General features: G+C 71.4%; 22 protein-coding genes and 2 pseudogenes. 10 read left to right on the forward strand and 14 right to left on the reverse strand.

Annotated elements, in window-relative coordinates; all coding sequences use genetic code 11:
* Positions 1-129 precede the first annotated feature (129 nt).
* The 4 genes from AB0C75_RS12740 to AB0C75_RS12755 all read left to right on the forward strand — a co-directional run bounded on the left by AB0C75_RS12740 (position 130) and on the right by AB0C75_RS12755 (position 3,761).
* Complete coding sequence (locus AB0C75_RS12740) at positions 130-1,410, forward strand: MFS transporter (RefSeq protein WP_362889900.1); 1,281 nt, start codon at positions 130-132, stop codon at positions 1,408-1,410.
* A 66-nt stretch (positions 1,411-1,476) separates the two neighbouring features.
* Positions 1,477-1,839 carry an FmdB family zinc ribbon protein gene (locus AB0C75_RS12745; RefSeq protein ID WP_362889901.1) on the forward strand — a complete coding sequence of 121 codons (363 nt, stop codon included), beginning with the start codon at positions 1,477-1,479 and terminating at the stop codon, positions 1,837-1,839.
* Between the two features lie 142 nt (positions 1,840-1,981).
* Positions 1,982-2,830 carry an S-methyl-5'-thioadenosine phosphorylase gene (locus tag AB0C75_RS12750; protein WP_362889903.1) on the forward strand — a complete coding sequence of 283 codons (849 nt, stop codon included), beginning with the start codon at positions 1,982-1,984 and terminating at the stop codon, positions 2,828-2,830.
* Positions 2,831-3,068: 238 nt separating this feature from the next.
* Positions 3,069-3,761, forward strand: a complete 693-nt coding sequence (locus tag AB0C75_RS12755) for a hypothetical protein (RefSeq protein ID WP_362889905.1) — start codon at positions 3,069-3,071, stop codon at positions 3,759-3,761.
* Positions 3,762-3,768: 7 nt separating this feature from the next.
* Here AB0C75_RS12755 and AB0C75_RS12760 read toward each other — a convergent pair whose 3' ends face one another.
* The 7 genes and pseudogenes from AB0C75_RS12760 to AB0C75_RS12790 form a co-directional block, all read right to left on the reverse strand.
* On the reverse strand, positions 3,769-3,996 hold the full coding sequence (locus AB0C75_RS12760) for a hypothetical protein (RefSeq protein WP_362889907.1): 228 nt from the start codon (positions 3,994-3,996) through the stop codon (positions 3,769-3,771).
* A 21-nt stretch (positions 3,997-4,017) separates the two neighbouring features.
* Positions 4,018-4,302: pseudogene (locus tag AB0C75_RS12765) on the reverse strand (hypothetical protein); the annotation flags it as partial.
* Complete coding sequence (locus AB0C75_RS12770) at positions 4,194-5,411, reverse strand: peptidase C39 family protein (protein WP_362889909.1); 1,218 nt, start codon at positions 5,409-5,411, stop codon at positions 4,194-4,196. The pseudogene AB0C75_RS12765 and the gene AB0C75_RS12770, both read right to left, overlap by 109 nt.
* Positions 5,412-5,459: 48 nt before the next feature.
* The gene (locus AB0C75_RS12775; RefSeq protein ID WP_362889911.1) at positions 5,460-7,598 is read right to left on the reverse strand and encodes an iron ABC transporter permease; all 2,139 of its coding nucleotides are present in this window, start codon (positions 7,596-7,598) and stop codon (positions 5,460-5,462) included.
* 142 nt (positions 7,599-7,740) lie between these two features.
* Complete coding sequence (locus AB0C75_RS12780; RefSeq protein WP_362889913.1) at positions 7,741-8,805, reverse strand: iron-siderophore ABC transporter substrate-binding protein; 1,065 nt, start codon at positions 8,803-8,805, stop codon at positions 7,741-7,743.
* Positions 8,806-8,924: 119 nt separating this feature from the next.
* Entirely contained in the window at positions 8,925-9,791 is an 867-nt protein-coding gene (locus AB0C75_RS12785) for an ABC transporter ATP-binding protein (RefSeq protein ID WP_362889915.1), read from the reverse strand.
* A 114-nt stretch (positions 9,792-9,905) separates the two neighbouring features.
* Positions 9,906-10,781 carry a helix-turn-helix domain-containing protein gene (locus AB0C75_RS12790; protein ID WP_362889917.1) on the reverse strand — a complete coding sequence of 292 codons (876 nt, stop codon included), beginning with the start codon at positions 10,779-10,781 and terminating at the stop codon, positions 9,906-9,908.
* A gap of 143 nt (positions 10,782-10,924) precedes the next feature.
* Here AB0C75_RS12790 and AB0C75_RS12795 point away from each other — a divergent pair, with 143 nt between their 5' ends.
* On the forward strand, positions 10,925-12,040 hold the full coding sequence (locus AB0C75_RS12795; RefSeq protein ID WP_362889919.1) for a P1 family peptidase: 1,116 nt from the start codon (positions 10,925-10,927) through the stop codon (positions 12,038-12,040).
* A gap of 143 nt (positions 12,041-12,183) precedes the next feature.
* Positions 12,184-12,933, forward strand: coding sequence for a DUF6227 family protein (locus tag AB0C75_RS12800; protein ID WP_362889921.1), 750 nt, complete (start codon positions 12,184-12,186; stop codon positions 12,931-12,933).
* Between the two features lie 16 nt (positions 12,934-12,949).
* On the opposite strand, the gene AB0C75_RS12805 is transcribed toward AB0C75_RS12800, so the two are convergent.
* Positions 12,950-14,530 (reverse strand): MFS transporter, encoded by a 1,581-nt coding sequence (locus tag AB0C75_RS12805; protein WP_362889923.1) that lies wholly within the window; start codon positions 14,528-14,530, stop codon positions 12,950-12,952.
* Positions 14,531-14,591: 61 nt separating this feature from the next.
* On the opposite strand from AB0C75_RS12805, the gene AB0C75_RS12810 reads away from it, so the two are divergent.
* Positions 14,592-15,584 (forward strand): transcriptional regulator, encoded by a 993-nt coding sequence (locus AB0C75_RS12810; protein ID WP_362889925.1) that lies wholly within the window; start codon positions 14,592-14,594, stop codon positions 15,582-15,584.
* Between the two features lie 110 nt (positions 15,585-15,694).
* Here the strand turns inward: AB0C75_RS12810 and AB0C75_RS12815 are convergent, their stop codons facing one another.
* Positions 15,695-16,696 (reverse strand): sigma-70 family RNA polymerase sigma factor, encoded by a 1,002-nt coding sequence (locus tag AB0C75_RS12815; protein ID WP_362889927.1) that lies wholly within the window; start codon positions 16,694-16,696, stop codon positions 15,695-15,697.
* Positions 16,697-16,864: 168 nt separating this feature from the next.
* On the opposite strand from AB0C75_RS12815, the pseudogene AB0C75_RS12820 reads away from it, so the two are divergent.
* A pseudogene (locus AB0C75_RS12820) lies at positions 16,865-17,089 on the forward strand (GNAT family N-acetyltransferase); the annotation flags it as partial.
* A gap of 54 nt (positions 17,090-17,143) precedes the next feature.
* On the opposite strand, the gene AB0C75_RS12825 reads toward AB0C75_RS12820, so the two are convergent.
* A complete protein-coding gene (locus AB0C75_RS12825) occupies positions 17,144-17,926 on the reverse strand; it encodes a class III extradiol ring-cleavage dioxygenase (protein ID WP_362889928.1) in 783 nt (260 codons plus the stop codon).
* A gap of 130 nt (positions 17,927-18,056) precedes the next feature.
* On the opposite strand from AB0C75_RS12825, the gene AB0C75_RS12830 reads away from it, so the two are divergent.
* Complete coding sequence (locus AB0C75_RS12830) at positions 18,057-18,569, forward strand: MarR family transcriptional regulator (RefSeq protein ID WP_362889930.1); 513 nt, start codon at positions 18,057-18,059, stop codon at positions 18,567-18,569.
* 45 nt (positions 18,570-18,614) lie between these two features.
* Here AB0C75_RS12830 and AB0C75_RS12835 read toward each other — a convergent pair whose 3' ends face one another.
* Together AB0C75_RS12835 and AB0C75_RS12840 are read right to left on the reverse strand one after the other, a co-directional pair.
* Positions 18,615-20,135, reverse strand: coding sequence for an MFS transporter (locus AB0C75_RS12835; RefSeq protein WP_362889932.1), 1,521 nt, complete (start codon positions 20,133-20,135; stop codon positions 18,615-18,617).
* 194 nt (positions 20,136-20,329) lie between these two features.
* Positions 20,330-20,992: a TetR/AcrR family transcriptional regulator gene (locus tag AB0C75_RS12840; RefSeq protein WP_362889934.1), complete on the reverse strand. Its 663-nt coding sequence runs from the start codon at positions 20,990-20,992 to the stop codon at positions 20,330-20,332.
* 258 nt (positions 20,993-21,250) lie between these two features.
* Between AB0C75_RS12840 and AB0C75_RS12845 the strand changes: the two genes are divergently transcribed.
* Positions 21,251-22,528, forward strand: coding sequence for a M6 family metalloprotease domain-containing protein (locus AB0C75_RS12845; protein ID WP_362889935.1), 1,278 nt, complete (start codon positions 21,251-21,253; stop codon positions 22,526-22,528).
* Positions 22,529-22,626: 98 nt separating this feature from the next.
* On the opposite strand, the gene AB0C75_RS12850 is transcribed toward AB0C75_RS12845, so the two are convergent.
* Entirely contained in the window at positions 22,627-24,387 is a 1,761-nt protein-coding gene (locus AB0C75_RS12850; RefSeq protein ID WP_362889937.1) for a class I adenylate-forming enzyme family protein, read from the reverse strand.
* Between the two features lie 46 nt (positions 24,388-24,433).
* A complete protein-coding gene (locus tag AB0C75_RS12855; RefSeq protein ID WP_362889939.1) occupies positions 24,434-25,138 on the reverse strand; it encodes a TetR/AcrR family transcriptional regulator in 705 nt (234 codons plus the stop codon).
* Positions 25,139-25,198 lie beyond the last annotated feature (60 nt).

The raw sequence follows: 25,198 nt of genomic DNA on the forward strand, positions 1-25,198 counted from the left end.
GGCGAGCGCCCGGCATCTACCGCAGTCCCGCGCGAAGAGGACAGCTCTCGGCAGCCCCCGCACGCCCACCGCGCCCCGGCGCGGGCCGGCCAGGGAGCACGGCCACCAGGCGGCAGAAAGGCAAGGACCGTGGCGTCCACGGTCTCCGACCGCCCCGGTTACGGGCAGTTGCTGCGCACCCCGGGTGCGTGGACCTTCCTCCTCCCGGGCTTCGCCGCCCGGCAGCCCTTCGCGATGCTGACCATCGGCATCGTGCTCCTGGTGCAGCACACCTCCGGCTCGTACGGCAGTGCGGGCGCGGTGGCCGCCGTGTCCGGCGTCTCCATGGCCCTGTTCGCGCCGCAGAGCGGCAGGCTCGCCGACCGGTTCGGCCAGCGCGCCGTGCTGCTGCCCGGCGTCCTCGCGCACGCCGCATCCGTCGGCGCCCTCACGGCGCTCGCCCTCGCGGACGCGCCCCTGTGGGCGCTGTTCCTTGCGGCGGTGCCCACAGGTGCGTCCATCCCCCAGGTCGGGCCGATGGTGCGGGCCCGCTGGGCGGCCCGGCTCGGCGCGGCACCGGGGCGCCCGGCGTCCCCGCTGATGGTGACGGCCACCGCCTTCGAGTCCGTGACGGACGAATTCACCTTCGTCGTCGGACCCGTGCTCGCGACGGCGCTGTGCACCGGCGTGCACCCGGCCGCCGGACTGATCGCCGAGGCCGCGCTGACGCTGCTGGGCGGCGCGCTGTTCGCCGCCCAGCGCTCCACCCAGCCCGCCCCCCGTGTCGCCGCCACGGCGGCCGAACCGCACCGCTCGGCGCTCTCCGTGCCCGGGGTCCGGGTCCTCGCGGTCACCTTCCTGGGCATCGGCGCCGTCTTCGGCGGCATGCAGGTCTCCCTGACGGCGTTCTCGGAGGAGATCGGACGGCCCGGTGTGAACGGGCTGCTGTACGGGATATTCGCGGCCGGCAACATGCTGGCGGGCATCGCCTGCGGGGCCATCGCGTGGAAGAGCAGCCCGCGCCGCCGGCTGATCATCGGCTACGTGGCCCTGACACTGACCGCGTCCGGGCTCTGGGCCGTGCACTCCGTACCGCTGCTGGCGGGACTCGGACTGCTGGTCGGACTGTGCATCGCGCCCGCGCTGATCAGCGGCTACACCCTGGTCGACGCGCTGGTGCCCGCGTCCGCGCGTACCGAGGCCTTCACCTGGCTGACGGGTGCGGTGGCGCTCGGCCAGGCGGCGGCCGTCACGGCGGCGGGACAGCTGGCTGACACCCATGGCGCGAGCACCGGTTTCGTGGTCCCGCTGGCCGGCACCGCACTGGCGCTGGCGACCCTGCTGACCCTGCGTTCACGACTGACACCGAGACACGGAGGGCGGACCGTGGCGCGTGGGATCGGTCACCGAGAGCCGGTCACGGTGGACTGATCGCGCGGAATAGGTCACTATAGAACGTCGTTAGCACTCATTGAGTGAGAGTGCCAGGAGGAGCAAGTGCCGACCTATCAGTACCAGTGCACCGAGTGCGGCGAGGGCCTCGAAGCGGTGCAGAAGTTCACCGATGATGCCCTGACCGTGTGCCCGAACTGCGAAGGACGCCTCAAGAAGGTGTTCTCGGCCGTCGGCATCGTCTTCAAGGGATCCGGTTTCTACCGGAACGACAGCCGTGGCTCCTCGTCGAGCAGCACACCGGCCACGTCGTCCTCCAAGGGATCGGACAAGGCGTCGGATTCGTCTTCCGGGTCGGACTCGTCCGCCGGATCGTCGACGTCGGACGCGAAGCCGGCCGCTTCGGCTGCTTCCTCGTCCCCCTCCTCGGCTTCTTCCACGTCGTCGAGCGGTTCGTCGGCCGCCTGAGGCCGTCTGCCACCCACGTACACCACGCCTTTCGCAAGGACCCCGCCGATCGACCCGGCGGGGTCCTTGTCGTGCCCGCCCGGCAGCGCGGAACTGCCCGCGGTGCAGCGGCCCGTGGCGCGACGGCCCGTAGTGTGACCGCATGGTGAACGCAGAAACGGGTACAGCGGAAATCGGTGTCATCGGCGGATCGGGCTTCTACTCCTTCCTGGAGGACGTGACCGAGGTCCAGGTGAACACCCCGTACGGGGCTCCGAGCGACTCCCTCTTCCTGGGTGAGCTCGCCGGCCGCCGGGTGGCCTTCCTCCCGCGCCACGGGCGCGGCCACCATCTCCCGCCGCACAGGATCAACTACCGCGCCAATCTCTGGGCGCTGCGCTCCGTCGGCGTGCGCCAGGTGCTCGGCCCGTGCGCGGTCGGCGGGCTCCGACCGGAGTACGGCCCCGGCACCCTGCTCGTACCGGACCAGATGGTCGACCGCACCAAGGCCCGCACGCAGACGTTCTACGACGGTGAGCCCCTGGCGGACGGGACCCAGCCGAAGGTGGTGCACCTCGGCTTCGCCGACCCCTACTGCCCCGACGGCCGCAAGGCGGCTCTGGCGGCGGCACGTGGCCGCGACTGGGAGCCGGTGGACGGCGGAACCCTGGTCGTGGTCGAGGGCCCGCGTTTCTCGACCCGTGCCGAGTCGCGCTGGCATGCCGCGATGGGCTGGTCCGTCGTCGGGATGACGGGACACCCGGAGGCGGTGCTCGCCCGTGAACTGAACCTCTGCTACACGACGTTGACGCTGGTGACGGACCTCGACGCGGGGGCCGAGGCCGGTGAGGGCGTCAGCCACACGGAGGTGCTCGAGGTGTTCGCGGCCAATGTGGACCGGCTGCGGTCGGTGCTCTTCGACGCGGTCGCCGCTCTGCCCGGGACCAAGGACCGTGACTGCGTCTGCGCGCACGCGCTGGACGGGCTCGACACGGGGATCGCACTGCCGTAGGGCGGGCTCGACACGGCAATCACGCTGCCGTAGGGCGGGCTCGACACGGCAATCACGCTGCCGTAGCGCGGGCTCGACACGGGGTCGAACTGCCTCGGGCCGGCGCGTGCGGGTGGCCGAGTTGTCCACATCGGGCGGGCTGTCCACAGGTCAGGGCAGGATTTCCGCGGAGGGTGGATCGTGAGGGAATCCGGCGGGGCCGCCCGCGGGACTCCCCTCACGGCAGGTGGTGTTGGCCATGTTCCCCTCGGTTCCCGATACACATCCCGCTTCCCTCGCGCCTCCCGCGCCTCCCGCGCCGTGCGGGGTCCCGCCCTTCGGGCCCCTGCGGGTGCGCGGCGGCGGTGGACGGCGGCTGAGGAGGGTCCTGCGCGGGCAGCGCCGGGCGCTGGCGGCGGGCTTCGCGCTGGCCTCCGCCGTGCTCGCGGCTTCGGGTGCGGTCGGTGAGAGAGGGGCGGCCGCCGTCGCCGGGAGCGCGCCACCGGGGCCCGACAGGCCGGCCGTACAGCTGGTGTCAGCTCCGGTGCGGATCGCCGACGCGGCGACGGTCGGGCTGCTGCGGCCGGGCGATCGCGTCGATGTGATCGCCGCGGGCGACGGCGGGACCGAGGCCGAGGTGGTGGCGCGCGACGTACGGGTGGCGGAGGTCCCGCGCGGTGCGCCGGAAGTCCCACGTGGTGCGGCGGACGGCTCTGGCTCGCACGTCTCGGCGGATGGCTCGCGTGGTGCGGGTGCCGGGGAGGCGCCGTTCCCAGGGGCTGACGGAAAGGGACCGGCGGACGGGGAGACGCCGTTCCTGGCGGCCGACGGCGGGGCGGGCATGGGCCATGGCGCGCTGGTGGTCCTGTCCGTGGAGCGGGACACCGCGGCGGCTCTGGCGGGGGCCGGTGCGTCGGGGCAGCTCGCAGTGGCGGTGTCCCATGCCGAATAGGACAGGCTCAGACGTGGTGGGGCGGCTTCTCGTCGAGGAAGCGGGCCAGGTCGGCAGCGCCGCCGCCGGCAGGAGCCCGCTCGCCCCACCCCTGGTCCGTGTCGTCCGTGGACTGCCGGTCCAACGGATCGTCGAAGATCAGAGCTGGAGGCCGGGGCCCGGACTCCTGCGGTGGCCGCTGCTGTGGCTTCGGCGGCTTCGACTCGCGCGGTCCGGAGGTGGGGGCGGTACTCATACCTCCAGAGTACGGCCGAGCTCAGCGGTCCTTGAGGTCGAGCAGCCACAGCCCCAGCACGACGAGGACGGACAGGCACAGAAAACCGGCTCCCCACCAGGCCGTGACCGTGTCGCCCCCCATCCGGACGCTGACGACCTCGGCCAGCGCCCACAGCTGACCGATGACGACGCTCATCGCCAGCACGAGGCGGGCCGTCAGCTTGGTGGAACGCTCCGGTTCCTGCTCGGAGCCGGCCCCGGGGCCCGGCCCGGTGTGACGCACCCGGGGGTCGGCGTAGCCGCTGGTGGGCCGGATCTGGGGATAGGGCGGCCGATGGTCACGGCCCCGCGGAAGCCGTCCACGGACACCGACGACATGGCCGACATGGTGTCCAGCGACGCGTCGGGGACGGGCAGCATATGGGCGTCGACCCAGGTGTCCCCCGCGACCGCGTGGGCCCACGGGTCCTCGATCACGACGGCCCCGGGTACGACGCCGTGGCAGAGCACCCAGTGCGGCACGTCGAACCCCTGCATCCCGTCGAGCGAGACCAGGAGCAGCACATGCTCCCGGCGGCCGATCGCGCTCCGGATCCCGGCCAGGGGAAGCCGGTTCGGGTCGACCGGGACGCCGATCCGCCCGGCCTCGGTACGCGAGGTGCGCTGGAGCAGGGCACGCCACTCCTGTTCCTCCGCCGCGTAGTGGTCGAGCAGGACGGGCAGGTCCGTATCGAGGTGGATCGTGACGGGGGACGTCGGCCATGCCCGGCGCACGGCGACACCCAGCCCGACGGGCTCGCACGCGGGGAAGTTGGTCGCGCCGCGCCACAACGTCAGCTCCGCCTCGCGGTCGAGCGCCGCCCCCTCCCCCGGCAGCGTTCCCGCGTGCGCCTGCGCCACCAGGGCGGTGACCGCGCCGCACGTGAAGTGCGTGGTCTGCCGGTAGTACGGCGGCTCGGTCTCGGTCTCCGGGTAGTGCGGCGGCTCGGTCTCCGGGTGGTACGGCGGCTCGGTCCCCGCGCCGTCGCGCAGCCAGCGGACGTAACCGGCGGCGGGCCCGGCCCCGTCCTCCGGCGGCACGGACGGAGGACGCAGCGGGGCGAAGCCGGCAGCGGCGGCGTCCTCCGGACTCGCCGTCCACCCTTCCCACTTGACCTGTACGAGCCCCTGCTCGCGCGCGTGCGCGACGACGGCCGTGACGGCTGCCCGCACATCCCCGACGACGTCGACGATCTTCAGGTACCCCGTGTGCGGGCGCGCCGTCACGAGCGCGGCAGCGATCCAGTCGTCAGCGTCCTCGCCAGGAACGGCCACGATGCGGGGGGCGTGGGCGGAGCGGTCGACCGTCTTCCATCGCTCCGGCACCTCGTGCCCGAATCGGCTCAGCGGGTCCGGTGACGTGTCCGGGTCGAAGGGGACGACGACGCTTCGCACGGGTGCTCCTGACGGGTCGAAGGGGGCGAAGGATGGGGGGCGGGTGCGTCATGCGCGGGACTGCCGGAGCACCCACACGAAGTACGGGGCACCGACCAGGGCGATCATGAGACCCGCCGGCACCTGGGAGGGTGCGACGAGCGTGCGGCCGAGGGCGTCGGCCACGCAGACCAGCAGCGCGCCGAGCAGCATCGAGACCGGGATCGACCGTCCGTGCCGGGCGCCCACCAGTGAGCGGGCGAGGTGCGGGGCGACGAGTCCCACGAAGCCGACGACACCGACGGCGATCACGCTGAGCGCCGCCAGCACCGCGGCGACCGTCAGGGCCGTGAAGCGCACGCGTGCGGGCCGGACGCCGACGATGCGCGGGGTGTCCTCGTCGACCGCGAGCAGGTCGAGCCGGCTGCGCAGGGCGAGCAGCAGGGGAAGCGCGAGCGCCAGCGCCACGACGACCGGTACGACGTCGGAGAACGTGCGCCCGTACGTCGTCCCGGAGAGCCAGGTGAAGATCCGGGGCGTGTTGTACGGGTCGGCGCGCAGCAGGAGGAAGGTGGTGATGGCGTTGATGCCGTATCCACAGCCGATGCCGATCAGCACGAACCGGTCGGGCAGGAAGCCTCCGCGCCACGACAGCAGGGCGATCACCGCGAACGTGGCGAGACCTGTCACGATCGCCGCCACGATGAGCAGCGGCCGTCCGCCGGACAGACCCGACGTGACGATGCACACCGCGCCGAGCCCGGCGCCCGCCGTGATGCCGAGGATGCCCGGCTCCGCCAGCGGGTTGCGTACCGCGCCCTGTACGACGCATCCGGCCAGTCCGAGTGCCGCGCCGGCGACGATCGCGGCCATCACGCGCGGGACCCGGTCGTCGAGCGCCTGCCCGATCAGGTCGGGGGCGGTTCCCTGGACCCAGAGCCCGATGTCCCCCGTTCGCAGCCAGAGGCTCCCCGCCAGCACCGCCACGACGGCCGCAACGATCAGGAGTACCACCGCTCCCAGCACCACCAGGAGGAACGCGCGGCGCGACCGTGCGGCGACCCGCGCGTGCGGTGGCCGCACGATCCGGCCCGTGTCGCGCAGGCGGAGCGCGAGGACCACGATCACGATCGAGCCGAGCAGCGCGGTCGGCACTCCGGTGGGTATGGAGGCCGCTCCGTCCGCGCCCTGCACGGCGCGCAGTGTCGCGTCCACGAGCAGGATGAGCAGCGCGCCGAGCAGCCCGGCCGCCGGTACGAGGAGCAGGTGCGGGCGCAGCGCCTTGATCCGTCCCGCGAGCAGTCGCGCCAGGACCGGGGCGCCGAGGCCGACGAAGGCGATCGGGCCCGCGAGTGTCACCGCGGTGCTGGACAGCAGCACCGCACAGATCACGGCGGTCACGCGGGTGGCCCGGATCGGCACCCCGAGGGTGGACGCGGCGTCGTCACCGAGGTTCATCACGTCGAGCCGCCGGGACAGCGCCAGGGCGACGCACAGCACGACGGCCACGAGCGGGAAGGCGCGTACGGACGCGTCGATGTTCAGCTGGGCGAGCGAACCGCTGCCCCAGGCGAACAGGCCGGTCGTGTTCTGCTTGAAGAGGATGAGGACCATCGCGGTCGCCGAGTCCAGGGCCATGGCCATCGCCGATCCGGCGAGGATCAGGCGGGTGCCCGACGTGCCGGCGGACCGGCCCGCGAGTGCCAGTACGACCGCCGCCGCTGCCAGGCCGCCGGCGAAGGCGACTGCGCCCGACGCCCAGAGCGGTACGGAGAGACCGAAGGCCGCGACGAGCGAGAGCATGAAGTAGGCCCCGGCCGAGACCGCGAGGGTGTCGGGGGAGGCGAGCGTGTTGTGCGTGACGGACTGCAGCAGCGCGCCGGCGGAGCCGAGGGCGATCCCCACCGCCGCGCCCGCGAGCAGGCGCGGCAGGCGCGATCCGGTGAGGATCTCGCCGACCGGCGCCCCGCCGGTGCTGTCCCGGTCCCCCGCGAGGTACCGCACCAGGTCGCCGAACCCGACGCCCGACGTCCCCTGCGTCAGGTGCCACATGCCCACCAGCGCGGTCAGGACGAGAAGGAGGACCAGGACGGCCACCCCGGTGGGGCCGCTGCCGCGCTCCGCGCGCGGCAGCGCTTCCCCCCGGGGTGCCGGTGTACGCGGTGAGCCCGCCTTCGGCGATGTACCCACGTCCTGCGGTGCGTTCACTTCACGTCCTGCCGGTTCACGTCCTGCGGTGCGTTCACGTCGTGCGTTGCGCTCGCGTCGTACGGTGAGCTCGCGTCGTGCGGTGTGCTCACGTCGTACGGTGAGCTCACCTCGTGCGGTGAGCTCACGTCGTGCGGTGAGCTCACTTCTTGTCGAGCACGTCGACGTAGGCGTCGATCGCCTGCTCGCAGGAGCGCGGACCCCCGGCCCCCCACACCCGCGCCGGGAAGGCGTGCGTGCGGCCTTCCTTCACCGCCGGGATGGTCTTCCAGAGCGGGTTCTTCTCCATCGCGGCGACGTATCCGCCGGCCCCCTCGTCATTGGCGTAGAAGAGGTTGGCGTTGCCCACCGAGGTGAGTCCCTCGACATCGGTCTGCGCGAGGCCGTAGGAGGGGTCGACGCCTCCGTCACCGTGGGCCTTGTTGACGTCGTCGGTCCACGCGGACTTCATGCCGAGCTCTTCACCGATCTCGGTGAACAGGGCGCCCTTGCTGTAGGGGCGGATCGTGAGGTTGCCGCCCTCCAGCCATCCGTCGAAGAACAGGAAGTCCTTCGTCGGCAGATCGGCGTCGTTGACCTGCTTCTTCGCCGTCACGAGGTGCTCGTCGAACTCCTTGAGCACCTGGTCGGCCCGCTCGGTGCGCCCCGTCGCCTTGCCGATCATGCTGAACACGTCCCGCATGTTCCCGATCGGGTCCTTCGGATTCGCCCCCCGCGTGGCCATCACGGGGACGCCTCGCTTCTCCAGCTTCGCGAGGGTCTCGTCGTCGGCGTCGAACGCCTCCACGACGATCAGGTCGGGCTTCGCCGCGTAGAGGGTGTCGAGGTCGGGCTCCTCACGGGTGCCGATGTCGGTCACCCCGCCGGGCAGCCTCTCCGCGCTGACCCAGGTGCTGTAGCCCTTCGCGTCGGAGACCGCGGTGGGGGTGACGCACAGGGTCAGCGCGTCCTCGACCTGCTGCCATTCCAGGACCGCGATCCGCTTGGCCGGCTTGTCGAGCTTCACCTGCCGGCCCACGCCGTCCTTGAAGGAGACCGGCTTCGTCGAGGTGGCCGTGGTGTCCGCCGCGCAGTCCTTCGACGCGGGCGAGGCGCTGGCGCTGCTGGTGGCCGTGGCCTTGTCGACATCGGTCGTGCCGCAAGCCGTTGCGGCGAGGACTATGAGCCCTGTGGAGGCTGACGCCGCAAGGCGATGGGCACGGTTCATGAACGATCCTCTTTCTTGTTCTTGCGATGAAGCGACGAGATGCAAGGGGGCGCGATGGGTTGCGAGGAGTTGCAGCGGCGGATGTGCCGCTTCAGGCACGGGGGTGACGTCCGGCCGCCTCAGGCGGGGTGGCGTCCGATCGGGTCGATGCGGAGACGGCCCGTGCGCGGGTCGATGCCGACATCGACCCGGATGTCGTAGACCTCGCCGATGTTCCGGGCCGTGAGGACGTCGGCGGGTGCGCCCGCCGCGTGCACGCGGCCGGAGCGCATCAGGACCAGGGTGTCCGCGACGCGCGACGCCTGGTCGAGGTCGTGCAGCACGATCCCGACCGCGATGCCGTGGTCCTCGACGAGATCGCGTACGAGGTCGAGGGTCTCGACCTGGTAGCGCAGATCCAGGTGGTTGGTCGGTTCGTCCAGCAGTACGACGCCGGTGTCCTGGGCCAGACAGGCCGCGAGCCAGACGCGCTGCATCTCGCCGCCGGAGAGCTCCCCGACCGGCCTGCCCGACATCTCCCGCACACCGGTGACACCCATGGCGCGGTCGATGGCGCTCCGGTCATCGGCGGTCAGCCCGGCGAAGCCGCGCCGGTAGGGGTGCCGTCCGAACGCCACGACCTCCGTGACCGTCAGTCCCTGGGGTGCGGGCCTCGACTGGGAGAACAGCGTGACCTCCCGGGCGAACTGCCGGGCGCTGAGCAGAGCCGCGTCGCGCTCGGACGGGCCGTCGGGGGCGCCGAGCGTGACCCGGCCGCCGTCCACCCGGTGCAGCCGGGAGAGCGCACGCAGCAGCGTGGACTTCCCACTGCCGTTCGGCCCCACCAGGGCGGTCGCACGGCCGGGTTCCAGGGCCAGCGAGACGCCGTGGACGACCTGGGTGCCGCTGTAACGCAGCACCAGGTCGTGCCCGTTGAGAGCCGAGGCCGCCGGCGTGGCGGGATCGGCCACGGGCCGGTCGGCGCGCCGGGAGGGGCTTGTGAACATGGGTGGTCCGGATGCTCGGAGGGGCAGGACTGCGGCACCCTCCGCCGTATCCGGCGAGCAAAACTAAGGGTTACCTAACTCCAGAAGGGTATGTTCCGCTTGTCATGTCGGCAATCAGGAGTTTTGGACAGGCAATACGGGATTCCGGACATCCCGTGGGCTGTCATCGGCGACGTCGAAGAACGCGCCAGGTGTGGTGCCCATGACCCTCCGGAAAGAGGCGATGAAGGTGCTGGGCTGCGCGTAGCCGAGTGTCTCGGACACGGTTGTCACGTCGAGCCCGTCGGAGAGCAGCGTCAGCGCCTGATGCACCCGCAGCACCTGCCGCCACTGCGCGAAGGACAGCCCCGTCGCGTGACGGAACGCACGGGTGATGGTGCGCTCGCTGATCCCCAGCCGTCGCGCCCACTCCTCCAGCGAGCGGCAGTCGGCCGGGTCGTCCAGCAGGGCTTCGGCGATCGCGTCGATCCGGGCGTCGCCGGGCAGCTGCAGGACGAACTGGCGCTCCGACGGCTGGAGCACGTCGAACACGACCGACTCCGCCCGCGCCCTGGCCGCCGCGTCCAGGTCCGAGCTGGACAGATGGTTCAGCAGTGACTCCAGGAGCGGCGTCATCGCGATCGCCCTCGGCTCCTCGAAGGCGACCGGCGCGCGGTCGGGGGCGAAGAGGGCCTCGTAGAACCTCGCGCCCGCCGTCGCCCTGCCGCCGTGCACCAGCCCGGCGGGCATCCACAGCCCCTGCCCCTCGGACACGGTGAAGACGCGGTCCGCCACCCGGGACGTCAGCGTCCCGCCGCGCACCCAGACGAGCTCGTGCAGGGCATGCGCGTGGGGTGCCCACTCCGTGGGGACGCGGGGAATCCGGAGCCCGGCCATGATGGCGAAAGGGGCTGTCGCCTGCTCGGGGATCGGTGCGACCTCGCGCAGCACGGTGCCCGCCTCGCGCCGCCACATCCCGGGGCGCGCGTCGCCACGGGACGGTCGGACCATGTGGCCGATTCTATCCGGGGCGGGTGCCGCGCCGGGTGGTGCGTTCCGACACATCTCCCCCTCCCCCGGCTGCCGCCTGTACGTTCGCCGGTACGCGGCATCCCCGCACTCACTCACACACCCTCGCTCAGGAGGAGCTCGCCATGACCGAGGAACGGCCCGGCCAGGGCCCGCTGGACGCGCTCACGGACGTCGCGGGAATCCGCGTCGGGCACGCCCGGGTGCCGGGCGAGGGCGCGCTGAGCGGGACCACCGTCGTCCTCGCCCCCGAGGGCGGAGCCGTGGCGGCCGTCGACGTACGAGGAGGGGGTCCCGGCACCAGGGAGACCGACGCGCTCGACCCGCGCAATCTGGTGCAGCGGATCGACGCGGTCGTCCTGACCGGCGGCAGCGCGTACGGCCTCGACGCTGCGTCCGGCGTGATGGCCTGGCTGGAGGAGCGGGGGCGGGGCGTCCAGGTCGGCCCCGACCCCTCCCAGGTGGTGCCGGTGGTTCCGGCGGCCTGCCTCTTCGATCTGGGCCGGGGCGGCGCATGGCGGGCCCGCCCCGACGCGTCGACCGGCCGTGCCGCCGTGGAGGCCGCCGCCGCTTCCGAGCCGGGCGCACAGGTCCCCGAGGGCACGGTGGGCGCGGGCACGGGTGCGGTGGCCGGAGGGCTCAAGGGCGGTGTCGGCACGGCGAGCATCCGCCTGGCCTCAGGCACCACGGTCGCCGCACTGGCCGTCGTCAACGCCGCCGGTTCGGTCCTCGACCCGGTGACAGGGGTGCTGTACGGGGAGTACGGCGCCGGGGAACCGCCCGCGCACCCCGCGCCGGAGGTGCACGAGGCCGCGCGCCGGCGGCTGGCCGGGATCCGGGGCGCGCGGGAGGCGCACGCGAAACGGGCGGGCGCGCCGGAGGCCGACACACGGAGCGGCGACCCACGGGCGGGCAGCGACCTCAACACCACGATCGCCGTCGTCGCCACCGACGCCGCCCTCACCCGCGCCCAGGCGCAGAAGCTCGCGGGCACGGCGCACGATGGGCTGGCGCGCGCCGTCAGGCCGGTCCATCTGCTCACCGACGGGGACACCGTCTTCGCGCTCTCCACCGGCCGGCTCCCGCTGCCCCCCGAGCCCGTGGCCGCGCTCAACGGCATTCTGGCTGCTGGGGCAGATGCCCTGGCCCGCGCCATCGTGAAGGCCGTCAGGGCGGCCCGGGGCGTCGATGGCCCCGGTGGCACGTTCCCCTCGTACGGCGAGCTCTACGGCGCGCCCTGAGGACGCCGGCACGCAGTGGCGAAAAGCCGGGAACTTTCTGCGTGCGCGGTACGTTTTTTGCGAACCCCGGTCACGATGTCAGACCCAGGGACTACGTTATGCACGCATCAGGTAACACGCGGCAACGGCCTGGAGACAGCACCTTGAGCGATCCGTACGAGACAACCGAGCAGCACCTCGAGCGACTCCTGCGATGCGCCCTCAACTCCTTCGACCTGTCCGACACCACGGTCGGCCGGCTCGGGACGGCGCTGGCGCACAGCAGCGCCCTGCATTCGTCCCACCACAGCGCCGTGCTGCACCGCGAGACCTACAAGCACACCTACCTGCTCTCCGACGGCACCACGGTCACCCTGTGGGAGCTGGTGCACGGCGGCGGCAGAGACGTCGTCCCCGCCCCCCTCCGCCACGAGCTGTACGACGACGAGGGCGATGCCCAGCTCGCCGCGGCGCGCCTCGCCGGTAGCTTCTGGGACACCCCCGCCCTCGGTGACGAGGGCCTGCGGGACGAGCTGGAGGCGTTCACCCTGCTCATGAGCGTCCCGCCCGCCCCCGTGCCCCGTACGTACGCCCCGGACAATTCGGCGGACCACGCCCGCCGGGTCCTGCGCCGCGCGGAGAACGGCGACCGGCCGGGCGACGGGACGGCCGGACTCCTCCGGGCCGCCTTCGCCCACCACATCACCCAGGTCTTCGGCCGCCAGTATCACGTCGACGGACGGGATGCCGGTTTCACGCTCTACGAGCACGCCTTCCTCCTCCTGGACGGCAGCGAGACGAGCCTGTGGGAGGTCGAACACACGGCCACACCCGACGGCCGGCACATGTGCGAGGTCTACGACGACGAGCAGGCCGCGCGCCTGGCCATGGAGGACCGCACCCGGATCTGCTGACCCGGGTGCGGCAGGTTCAGCTCGTCAGCGCGGGCTCGTTCGGCAGACCGTCGTCCTGAGCCTGATCCGAACCCTCGGCCCGGTCCGAGGCCGGGACCTGATCCGAGGACTCGGCCTGGTCCGAGGCCGGGATCTGACCCGGGCTCACCCGGGGCCTCGCAGGCAGGGCGAACATCACGAGGAAGATCACCGCGAGCACCCCGGCCACCCACCACAGCGACCGCTGGAACGCGTCCACGAACGCCGCACCCATCGCCTCCGGCGGCAGCCGGTCCCCGATCGAGCCGAAGAAGACCACCGAGACGAGGCCGAGCCCCAGCGCCGTACCCATCTGCTGCACCGTGTTGATCAGCCCGGACGCCGAGCCGGAGTGCTCCTTCGGCACCCCGGAGAGCACCGCGTCCGTCAGCGGAGCCACGATCAGCCCCATGCCCACGCCCATGACCACCAGCGGGAGCACCATCTGCCAGGGGGTGACGGCTGATCCGTACCGTCCGGCCACCCAGATGTACAGCAGCAGCCCGGCGATCATCAGCAGCGCGCCCGCCTGAAGCACCTTGCGGCCGAAGCGGGACACCAGCTTCTGTACAGAGATCCCGGCGGCGCAGGAGACGGCGACCGAGAACGGGATCCCCGTCGAGCCGGCGCGCAGGGCGCTCCAGCCGAGCCCCATCTGGAGGTAGAGCGTCCAGACCAGGAAGTAGATCCCCATGACGACACCGAAGGTCAGCTGCACGGCTGTGCCCGCCGCGAAGCTCTTCACCCGGAACAGCGACAGTTCGATGAGCGGCGAGCCGTCCCGGTCCGCCTTCCGGCGCTCGAACACGACGAGTGCAGCGAACACCAGGAGGCTGGCGACCATCGAGACATGGCCCCAGAGCGGCCAGCCCAGGTCGCGTCCCCGGGTCAGCGGGTAGAGCAGCATGAGGAGCCCGAGCGTCACCAGGGCCACGCCGGTCAGGTCCAGCCGGAGGGCCTTCGGCGCCTTGGACTCGCTGATGAACTTCCGCCCGAGCAGCAGTCCCGCGATGCCGACCGGCAGGTTGATCAGGAAGATCGGCCGCCATTCGAGACCGAAGAAGTTCCACTCGGTGAGCAGGGCGCCCAGCAGGGGTCCCGACACCGCGCCGAGCCCGACGATCGCCCCGAACAACCCGAAGACCTTTCCGCGCTCGTGCGCCGGGAAGGTGGCGTGCACGATCGACAGCACCTGCGGCACCATCAGCGCGGCCATGCCGCCCTGGAGGATGCGCGAGGCGACCAGCATCTCCGGATTCGCGGCGAAGCCGCAGAGGGCGGAGGCGATCGTGAAGCCGCCGATGCCGATGAGGAAGAGCCGCTTGCGGCCATGGATGTCGCCGAGCCGGCCGCCGGTGATCAGGCCGGCGGCGAAGGCCAGCGCGTATCCGGCGGTGATCCACTGGATCGAGGTGAACGAGGCCCCGGTGTCCCGCGTGATGCTCGGGATGGCGATGTTCACGATCGTGACATCGACCAGGTCCATGAAGGCCGCGGTCATCACGATCGCGAGCGCGAACCAGCGACGCCGGTCCGCCGGCTGCGGCGGCAGGGCCGGCAGAGATTCGGATGAAGTCATGCGGCGAAGCTAGAGGGCCAACAGGTCAGATAGTGACCTATTGGATGGGCATCCTGTACGCATGACCGACACCCCGGCACGACTGCTGAAACTGCTGTCGCTCCTCCAGACCCCGCGCGAGTGGCCGGGCAGCGAACTGGCCGACCGGCTCGACGTCACCGCGCGCACCATCCGCCGCGACATCGACCGACTCCGTGACCTCGGCTATCCGGTCGAGGCCTCGCGCGGTTCGGTCGGCGGATACCGCCTGGTCGCGGGCTCCGCCATGCCGCCGCTCCTCCTGGACGACGAGGAGGCGGTGGCCATCGCGGTGGGCCTGCGGGCCGGGGCAGGTCACGCCATCGAAGGCGTCGACGAGGCGTCCGTACGGGCCCTGGCCAAACTGGAGCAGGTCCTTCCGTCCCGGCTGCGGCACCGGGTCTCCTCCTTGCAGAACGCCACCGTGCCGCTCACTCGCGGCGACGGCTCGACCATCGACCCGCACACGCTCACCACGATCGCCTCGGCCGTCACCGGGCGGGAGCGGCTGCGCTTCGCCTACCGGGCGGGGGACGGCACCGACTCCAGACGGCAGGCCGAGCCGTACCGCCTGGTGAGCACGGGCAGCCGCTGGTATCTCGTGGCGTACGACATGGACCGCGAGGACTGGCGCACCTTCCGGGTGGACCGGGTCAGCGAGCCCTTCGCCACCGGGTCCCGCTTCACCCCGCGCGAGCTGCCCACCGGGGACGGGGACGCGGCGGAGTTCCTGACGCGCTCGATGGCGCGTACGCAGCCCGGGCTGCACCTGGACGTGACCTTCAGGGCGCCGGCGGGCTTCGTGGCGGCGCGGCTGCCCGCGACGCTCGGAGCGGTGGAAGCGACGGGTGAGCAGAGCTGCCGGCTGCGCACGGTCTCCTCCGACTCGCTGGAGTGGGTGGCCCTGCGGCTGGCGCTCGTGGACTGCGAGTTCGAGGTGCACGGGCCCGACCGCCTGGTGGAGTACCTCAGCGGCCTGGGCGCCCGCCTGACCCGCGCCGCGTCACTCGGCAGGAGTCGGGGCCGACATGGATGAGCCCCGGCGCCGGGGGGGGTGGGCGCCGGGACTCAGCTCAGGGGACCGGAAGGAGACCGGTCGTCGGGCCGGTGAAAACCGGCTTGATGGGGAGATTACGGGTTATTCGCTCACGCCGCAGCGTCAAAGCCCGTGTCGTGAGCCATTCGCTTCAATTCGAGCAATGCGTGCTTCTCGATCTGGCGGATCCGCTCGCGCGTCAGACCGTGCTGCTTGCCCACCTCGGTGAGGGTCCGCTCGCGGCCGTCCTCGATGCCGTACCGCATCTTGATGATGGAGGCGGTGCGGTTGTCGAGCTTGCCGATCAGGTCCTCGAGCTCCTCGCTGCGCAGCAGCGTCATGACGGACTGCTCGGGCGACACGGCGGATGTGTCCTCCAGCAGGTCCCCGAACTGCGTGTCGCCGTCGTCGTCCACGGACATGTTCAGGCTGACCGGGTCGCGGGCCCAGTCCAGGACGTTACCGACGCGCTCGGCGTTGGAGTCGAGCTCGGCGGCGATCTCCGTGTGGTCCGGGTCGCGCCCGTGTTCACGGTTGAATTCACGCTGCACGCGCCTGATCCTGCCGAGCTCCTCGACGAGGTGGACGGGCAGCCGGATCGTGCGGGACTGATCGGCGATGGAACGGGTGATGGCCTGCCGGATCCACCAGGTGGCGTACGTGGAGAACTTGAAGCCCTTGGCGTAGTCGAACTTCTCGACCGCGCGCACCAGGCCCGCGTTCCCCTCCTGGATCAGGTCGAGCAGAGGCAGGCCCGCCCTGGGGTAGCGCCTGGCCACGGCAACGACGAGCCGGAGGTTGGAGCGGATGAATATGTCCTTGGCGCGCTCGCTCTCGGCGACCAGCGCCTCCAGCTCCTCACGCTTCGCTCCGCCGGCTTCGCTCTCCACCACTCCGTCGAGGATCTGCTGGGCGAAGACGCCCGCCTCGATCGTCTGGGAGAGCTCGACCTCCTTGGCGGCGTCGAGCAGTGGTGTGCGAGCGATCTCGTCCAGGTACATGCCGACCAGGTCGCGATCGGCGATCTCCCCGCCTGTGGCGCGAACACTGCTTGCCCGGTCGGTCCCGCCGGTGCTGGCGGACGTACGACGGGCGACGGCACGGGTTGCCATGCGTGCTCCCTTGCTGAGTAGGTCGCGACACCCTCCCGGGTGCCCTGCATCCGATGGAAACAACGACTGGAATCCGGACAGAATTCCCACGGGGGCCATTCACTTTCGAGATCATGCAGTACCCTGTCGCCCATAAAATAAGGACACAACGTGCAGATACCCTCAAAAGTGCAGGTCAGGCCAGGCGTGGAGGCCGACCTGGGGGCCCTGACGGACATCTACAACCATTACGTCCGTGAGACCGCGCTCACCTTCGACACGGTCGCCTTCACCCGGGACGAGCGCCTGCCGTGGTTGCACTCCCACCCGGAAGACGGCCCCCACCGGCTCCTGGTTGCTTCGGGTCCGGATACCCGGCACGACGCGCCGTATGTCCTCGGCTACGCCACCAGCCGGTGCGGCCGCACGACACCTTCGGCTTCCGGCACCTCGGGAGGGCCCGGCCGCTCAGCCGAACTGCACCGAGCGCTTCGCCAGGCCCAGCCAGAAGCCGTCGATGACACTGCGCCCCTGATCGAGCTCCCCCTCGGCCGCACCCAGGGTCACGAACAGCGGCGCGAAGTGCTCCGTGCGGGGGTGGGCGAGGCGGCCCGCCGGTGACACGTGCTCGAAGTCCAGCAGGGAGTCGATGTCCTGCGCCTGGAGCGCCCGGTGCCCCCAGTCGTCGAACTCCGCCGACCAGCCCGGAGTGCCGCCACCGGGATGCCGCAGCGCCGCCAGGTTGTGCGTGAAGAAGCCGCTCCCGACGATCAGCACACCCTCGTCGCGCAGCGGGGCCAGCTTGCGTCCGACGGCCATCAGCTTCTGGGGATCGAGCGTCGGCATCGAGATCTGGAGCACGGGGATGTCGGCACCCGGGAACATCTCGACCAGCGGCACGTACGCCCCGTGGTCGAGGCCACGGTCGGGGATGTCCTGGACCGGGGTCCCGGCGCCGCGCAGCAGCTTACGGACGTCGTCCGCGAGCTTCGGGGCGCCCGGGGCGGCGTAACGCACCTGGTAGTAGTGCTCGGGAAAGCCCCAGAAGTCGTAGACCAGCGGCACGGTCTCGATCGCACCGAGGGCGAGCGGGGCCTCCTCCCAGTGCGCGGACACCATCAGGATCGCCTTGGGGCGCGGCAGCCCGGCCGACCAGGCGGCCAGTTCGCCGGGCCAGACCGGATCGTCGGCGAGCGGCGGAGCGCCATGGGAGAGGTAGAGGGCGGGCATGCGCTCCGTGGTGGTTGTCATGACGCTCCCATTCCGCTGCCGATCAAGGTATGTGTGTTCCATACAGGTAAAGTTGGAACTTGAAACTTCAAGTTCCAACTACCAGAGACCTTAGCTCTATCTAGTTCAACTTTCAAGAAAAGGTCGTACAGTGGAGTACATGACCACGGCATCCCACGGCGGGCCCCGGTGGCTCACCGACGAAGAGCAGAGCGTGTGGCGCGCCTATCTCCAGGCCACCACGCTCATGGAGGACCACCTCGACCGTCAGTTGCAGCGCGATGCCGGCATGCCGCACGTCTACTACGGACTGCTCGTCCACCTCTCCCAGGCCCCTCGGCGGCGCAAGCGCATGACCGAGCTGGCCAAGGACGCCAAGATCACGCGCTCGCGTCTCTCGCACGCCGTCGCCCGGCTGGAGAAGAACGGCTGGGTCCGCCGCGAGGACTGCCCCACCGACAAGCGCGGCCAGAACGCGATCCTCACCGATGAGGGCTACGCCATGCTGTCGCGGTCCGCACCGGGGCATGTCGATGCCGTGCGCCAGGCGATTTTCTCCCGGCTCAGCCCTGAACAGGCGAAGAACCTCGGCGAGATCATGCGAGTCATCGCCTCAGGCCTGCAGCCGGAAGGCGCGGACACAGATCTGCCCTGGCTCCGCTGAGCGGAACCAGGGCAGATGCACGATGCCTGTCAGCAGCCCGTCAGGTCAGTGCGCGACGACCGGGATCCTGAACTCGTCCTCGGCACCCTCCGTCAGCTCCCCCGAGCCGCCGGTCGCACCCGTGCCGGGGCGTCCGGTGTTGATCAGGGTCACCGCGATCGCCGAGGCGGCGACCAGGATGCCGACCGCCCACCAGATCGCGCCGGAGAAGCCCGCGACCATGGCCTGCAGCTGGAGCACCTTCGGGTCGCTCGCCCCTGCGGCGTGATCGGCGATGTAGGCCGTGGTGGCGCCGGCGGCGATGGTGTTGAGCAGCGCCGTACCGATGGCGCCGCCGACCTGCTGCGAGGTGTTCACCATCGCGGAGGCCACCCCCGCGTCACGCGGCTCGATGCCGTGCGTGGCCAGCGACATGGCCGGCATGAACGCGGTACCCATGCCGAGGCCGAGCAGCAACTGGCCCGGCAGGATGACGGACGTGTAGGACGTGTTGAGATCCAGCTGGGTCAGCAGCAGCATGCCGACGGCCGCCACCAGGAAGCCGGGACCCATCAGGAGCCGCGGCGGGACGCGGGTCATCAGCCGCGCGCCGATCTGCGTGGAGCCGGTGATCATTCCCGCGATCATCGGCAGGAACGCGAAGCCGGTCTTCACCGGCGAGTAGCCCTGGACGACCTGGAGGTAGTACGTCAGGAAGAGGAAGAGCCCGAACATCCCGATGATGGCGAGGCCCAGCGAGAGGTAGACACCACCACGGTTGCGCTCGGTCAGGACGCGCAGCGGCAGCAGCGGGGACTTGACCCGCGCCTCGGTGACGACGAAGGCCAGCAGCAGCACACCGGCCGCGACGAACATGCCGATGGTCAGCGAGTCCGACCATCCTGCCGACTCGGCGCGGGTGAAGCCGTAGACCAGGGACACCAGGCCCAGCGTGGACAGGACGACACCGGGGATGTCCAGCGGGGAGCGGTTGCGGCCACCGGCCGGCTCCCGGATGACGAAGTACGCGCCCGCGGCGGCGATGATCGCGAACGGGATGTTGACGAAGAACGTCCAGCGCCAGTTCAGGTACTCGGTGAGGAAGCCGCCCAGGATCAGGCCGACCGCGCCACCGCCACCCGCGATGGCTCCGTAGATACCGAAGGCCTTGGCGCGCTCCTTGGCGTCGGTGAACATCACCGCGAGCAGCGAGAGCGCGGCCGGTGCGAGCAGGGCGCCGAAGACACCCTGGAGGGCGCGCGAACCGAACATCATGGCCTGGCCGGTGGCGGCGCCACCGAGCGCGGAGGCCAGAGCGAAGCCGATCAGACCTACCAGGAAGGTCCGCTTACGGCCCCAGAGGTCGGCTATGCGCCCACCGAAGAGCAGGAGCCCGCCGAACGCGAGCGCGTACGCGGTGATCACCCACTGCTTGTTGCCGTCGGAGATGCCCAGGTCGGTCTGGGCGGAAGGCAGGGCGATGTTCACGATGGTCGCGTCGAGCACGACCATCAGCTGGGCGAGGGCGATGAACGCCAACGCTTTCCAGCGACTGGGATCCGGAAGGGTTCCGGCTGTTTTCGACATGGAACTAGCCACCTAAGGACACGAAGAGTGGTGAATCCGGCGGAACGGGCCGCGACGGGGCCGCGTACGAAGCCGAAAAAGGGCGAGCGATTCCGGCGGCCGGACCTGCGTGTCAGGTCCGGTCCGGCTTCATGGGACTGGGGTGGGCCGCTGGGGGCCGGGAGTCTGTGGGTCGGTTCTCCGGTGCGCGGGCGTCACCGCCCGCTGCGCAGGTCCTCCAAGGTCGCCGCCGATCCCGGCAGCTCGGAGCGGGCCGGATTTTCCAGGCCGTCCAGGAAGAGCTGCAGATGGCGGTGGGTGAACCGGTCGATGTCCGGGCAGGCGATGCCGGGCAGTGGCCGGGTGAGCTGGGAGAGGGCGACGAGTACGTCACCGACGGCGATGTCGGTGCGCAGCCTCCCTGCGGACATGGCACGCTCCACGAGCCCCTCGACGGCCTCTTCGAGGCGACGGCGCTCGGTGAGCAGTTCGGGGTGGGTGCTGTCGAAGCCACCGGACAGCATCGGGCACAGGGCGCCGATCCTCTCGCCGGCAGCCGCGTGCACGAAGCGGCTGAGAGCGGCGAACGGGTCGGACTCGGCCGCGACGGCCTCCTGCGCCCTCTCGATGGTGCGAGAGGTGACGGCGAGGACGACCTCATGGATCAGAGCCGACCGGTCGGGGAAGTTCCGGTAGAGCGTGGCGTTGCCGACGCCCGCCCTCCGCGCGACCTCGTCGAGCGGCACGTCAGGACCGAACTCGACGAACATCTCGCGCGCGGCCGTCACGATCCGCTCCCGGTTGCGCAGCGCGTCGGCCCGCGTGCGGGTCGTACGGTGCTGCGCCGCACAGGCGGCGATGTCGGCGACGGACTTCACGGCTTCCTTCTTCCGGTGTCTGGCCGGTCCCCCGATCGGAACCGGGGACCGTGTCCCCGCTTCATGGGGACACACGTGCAAACGGGGACGGGATCCCCAGTTATTTCCCTCACGTCATGTGATCTACGTCACAGGGCATGTCGGACAGAAACCCTCCATCGGCGCACCCGACGAGCGGTCCCCCACCACCCGGCAGAGGCTGATCGCCAGAGCGCAGTCAGGGCCGGCCGACTGCCGCGGACCCGAAGGCGTCGCCCCATGCCGCAGCCCCGCCACCGGATACGCCGATACCACCGTCCCCTCGCACTCGCCGGAGCGACGGCCCTGGTCATCGCGACCGTGGCAACGGCCAGCTCCACCCTCCCCGTCGCCAGCCGCGCCTCCGCCGGGCCGGCGTCCGCACCACGGGGAACCGGGCTCGCACCGTGCCGAATACCCTCGACCATGGGCGTACAGATGTCGGAGGGCATGCCGACACCGCCCGGCTACGCCCGCTCCACCGGCCGGATCAAAGCACTGAACCTGATGATCGACTTCCCGGACGCGCAGGCCACGGAACCGGCATCCGACCGGCTCGAGGAATTCTTCCCGCAGACCTCCGACTGGTACCGCACCAGCTCCTACGGCCGGCTCACCTATGTGCCCGAAGCACCCGTGAAGGACTGGCTGCGGATGCCGAAGCCGTTCTCCGAGTACGGGATCGAGCGCGGCTCACCGTACGAACCCGGCTACCGCGAGATGGTCAAGGACCTGGTGTCCGTCGCCGATCCGAAGGTCGACTTCTCGGCGTACGACCTGGTCAACGTCCTGGCCACCCCGAACGCCGGCCCCTCGGCACTGGACACCGTCCTGTCGGTGACCTTCTCCGGCAACGACGACGCCCCGTTCGCCGACGGCACTCCGCTGGCCAACACGTCCTTCGTCTACAGCCGCCAGGACGACGGCTCCGGCTCGTACGCGAAGACCGGCTACCGGGTCCTGCCCCACGAGAACGGCCATGTCTTCGGGCTGCCCGACCTCTACACGATGGAGGGCGGCGGCTCGGTGGGGCACTGGGACATCATGTCCGAGGACTGGGGAGCCAACAACGACTTCCTGGGCTGGCACAAGTGGAAGCTCGGCTGGCTGGACAGCGACCAGATCAGCTGCGCCGCCATGCCCGGCACCAGCGAGCACACGCTCGGGCCGCTGGCCACGCCGGGCGGCCCGAAGCTGGCCTTCGTGCCGGTGAGCGCGGAGTCCGGCTACGCGGTGGAGGTACGGACCGCCGAGGGCAACGACGAAGCGGTCTGCCGGCCCGGCGTCCTCATCTACAAGGTGAGCTCCGACGTGGACACCGGTCGGGGCCCGGTGTCCGTCGAGGACAGCACCGAGGACAGCGGCGGCTGCACCCGGCGGCCGAACGTCCACGCCGAGCTCTCCGACGCCCCGTTCCAGCCCGGCGAGACGTTCACCGACCGGACCGACGGCATACGCATATCCGTGCTGGACAAGGACGCCGACGGGAACTACCGGGTGCGGATCACCCGGCCTTGAGGCCGTGGACCGTCCCGCCGACGAGGCGCCCGGCCGTGGGGCCGTGGACCGTCCAGCCGCCGGGGCGCCCGGCCGTGGGGCCTCCCGGGGCCGCTCCGTCACCCGGCCCGAGGGCGGCCTTCTCGCGCGCACTCCTGAACCACGCCGCGCAGCTCCCGCTTGAGGATCTTCCCCGTGGCGTTGCGGGGCAGCGGCTCCGCCGTCACCAGCACATGGGCCGGCACCTTGAACGCGGCCAGTCCACGGCCCACGTGCTCCCGCAGCGCGTCCGCCGTGACGAGGGACCCCGGGCGCACCCGGACGACCGCCGCGACCTCCTCGCCCAGCACCGGATGCGGGACGCCGAGCACCGCCGCGTCCCGGACGTCGGGATGGTCGTGCAGCGCGGCCTCGATCTCCACGCAGTACACGTTCTCGCCGCCCCGGATCACCATGTCCTTGATCCGGTCCACGACGGTCACCCGCCCGTCCCGGACGACAGCGAGGTCCCCGGTGCGGAACCAGCCTCCCGTGAACGCCTCGGCCGTCGCCGCCTCGTCGCGCCAGTAGCCACGTGCCAGGGACTGGCCGCGCAACCACAGCTCGCCCGCCTCGCCGTCCGGGACCGCCTCGCCCGCGGGTCCGGAGATCCGCGTCTCGGTGACCGGCGTCGGGGTGCCCGCGGAGTCGGGGTGCGCCCGGTACGCCGCGCCGAAGGCGGCCAGCACCCCGCCGCTGGTCTCGGTCAGGCCGTAACCGTTGCGCGGCTCGATGCGCTCGCCGTGCCGGGCCGTGAGCTGCGCGACCAGGTCGGGAGGGGCCGCCGCCCCGCCGGTGTTCAGTCCCTTCAGGCTCTCCAGGCCGTCGCCCGCGGCGTCCGCCGCCGCGAGCAGCTGGAGCGCGGTCGCGGGAACGCCCGCGTAGTGGGTGACCCCGTGGCGGCGGATCAACCGCAGGGCCTCGCCCGCGTCCCACCTCGGCATCAGGACGAGGGCGCCGCCCGACGCCATCGCCGCGTACAGCCCGGTGAACGCCGCGACATGGAAGAACGGGAACGTCATCAGGGTGGCCAACGCGGGGCCCTGGCCCGGGACGACGCCACGGCAGAGCGCCGATACGGCCGCCTGGTAGCGCGGGTTGAGGGCGGCGCCCGCCTGCGCGAGGTGGGTGGCCACGGCACCCTTGGGCCGCCCGGTGGTGCCTGAGGTGTAGATGATGGTGGCGTCGTCCTCCGGCCTGATCTCCACCTCGGGCGGTGCCGCGTACGGATCGGGCTCCGGCAGGTCGGCGTACCGCTCGGCCCCGGGCGGGAGTTCGGGCCCTGCCGCGTGCGCGGGGCCGCCTTCGTCTTCGTCTTCGTCGGCTTCTTCATCATGGAAGACGACGAGCCGCGCCCCGGCCGCGCGGACCCAGCCCACCACCTTCGGCACCTGCTCGGCGTCGGCCAGGAGCACCGCAGGCTCGCAGTCGTCGAGCGCGTAGCCGAACTCCCCCTCGGTCCACCAGGTGTTGAGGGGTACGGCGACGAGGCCTGCCAGTTGCACCGCCCAGAAGGCGATCTGCCACTCGGGGTGGTTACGCATCGCCAGCACGGCCCGGTCCCCGGGGCGGAGTCCGTACGCGTCGGTGAGCCGCCGGGCCAGCGAGGAGGCGGCGGCGAAGAACTCACCGTACGAGCACGTCCGTTCACCCGAGATCAGGAACGGCTGGTCGCCGAACGCCCAGGTGGCCTCCACGAACTCCCGCAGTGTGCGCGGGCCGTTCGCGTAGACGAGAGGCCCGTGCTCCGCCCGCACCACGGCGAACGGGGCCCCCGGGCCGGTCAGTGACGCCTCGATCCGGGCGAGGTCCGCCGGGCCGGATGAACTGCTGTGCGGCACGAGCGGCCTCCCACGTACTGCGTACTGGCTCAGCGACCCGGCGACGCTATGCCCGCGCCCCGCCTCCGTCAACCGGCTCCCCTTCGTCCGAACCGGCGCCGGGCACGCCGGGTGCGCCCGGTGCATCGGGCACGTCACCGCCGGACATCCAGTCGGCGCTGATCACGGTGCGCACCACCGAATCGACCAGGGCGTCGATCTGGTGGGGTTCGGGGTCACCGAGGCGACCGTCGAGCAGCAGGAGGCTGAGTCCGTAGAGGAGTGCCCAGACCCCGACCTTGAGAGGCTCACGGTGTTCCGGGGCCGCGAAAGCGGCGATGTGCGCCGTCACGACGGCCAACGCCGCGTCGGAGGCCGCGCTCACCTCGGCATGACTGACGCACGGATGCCCGAACATCAGGTGGAAGAGGCCAGGGTGGCCGAGGGCGTAGTGCACGGTGGCCCGCGCCACGGGCGCCAGAGCGCCGGCCAGGTCCGCAGGGGCGGAGGCCGTGCCACCCTTCGAGCCGTCCGAGGCCTCCTCGAAGCGCGCCTTGAGTTCCATGAAGCCGTGTGCGGCCAGCGCCGCGAGCAGGGCCTCCTTGTCCTGGTAGTGCCGGTACGGGGCGTTGGCGGAGACACCGGCGTGCCGGGCCACGGCCCGCAGGGACAGTGCGTCCGCGCCGTCGGCGTCCAGCAGGTCCAGAGCGGACCGGAGCAGCGCGGCACGCAGATCACCGTGGTGATAGCTCCGCCGATCAGATGTTGACACTGAACACTTCCTTGAGTGATTGTTGGCGCTGTACACATTGTGCCGCCACACGGCGCGCCC

The sequence above is a fragment of the Streptomyces sp. NPDC048565 genome, from assembly GCF_040650935.1.
Taxonomy (GTDB): domain Bacteria; phylum Actinomycetota; class Actinomycetes; order Streptomycetales; family Streptomycetaceae; genus Streptomyces.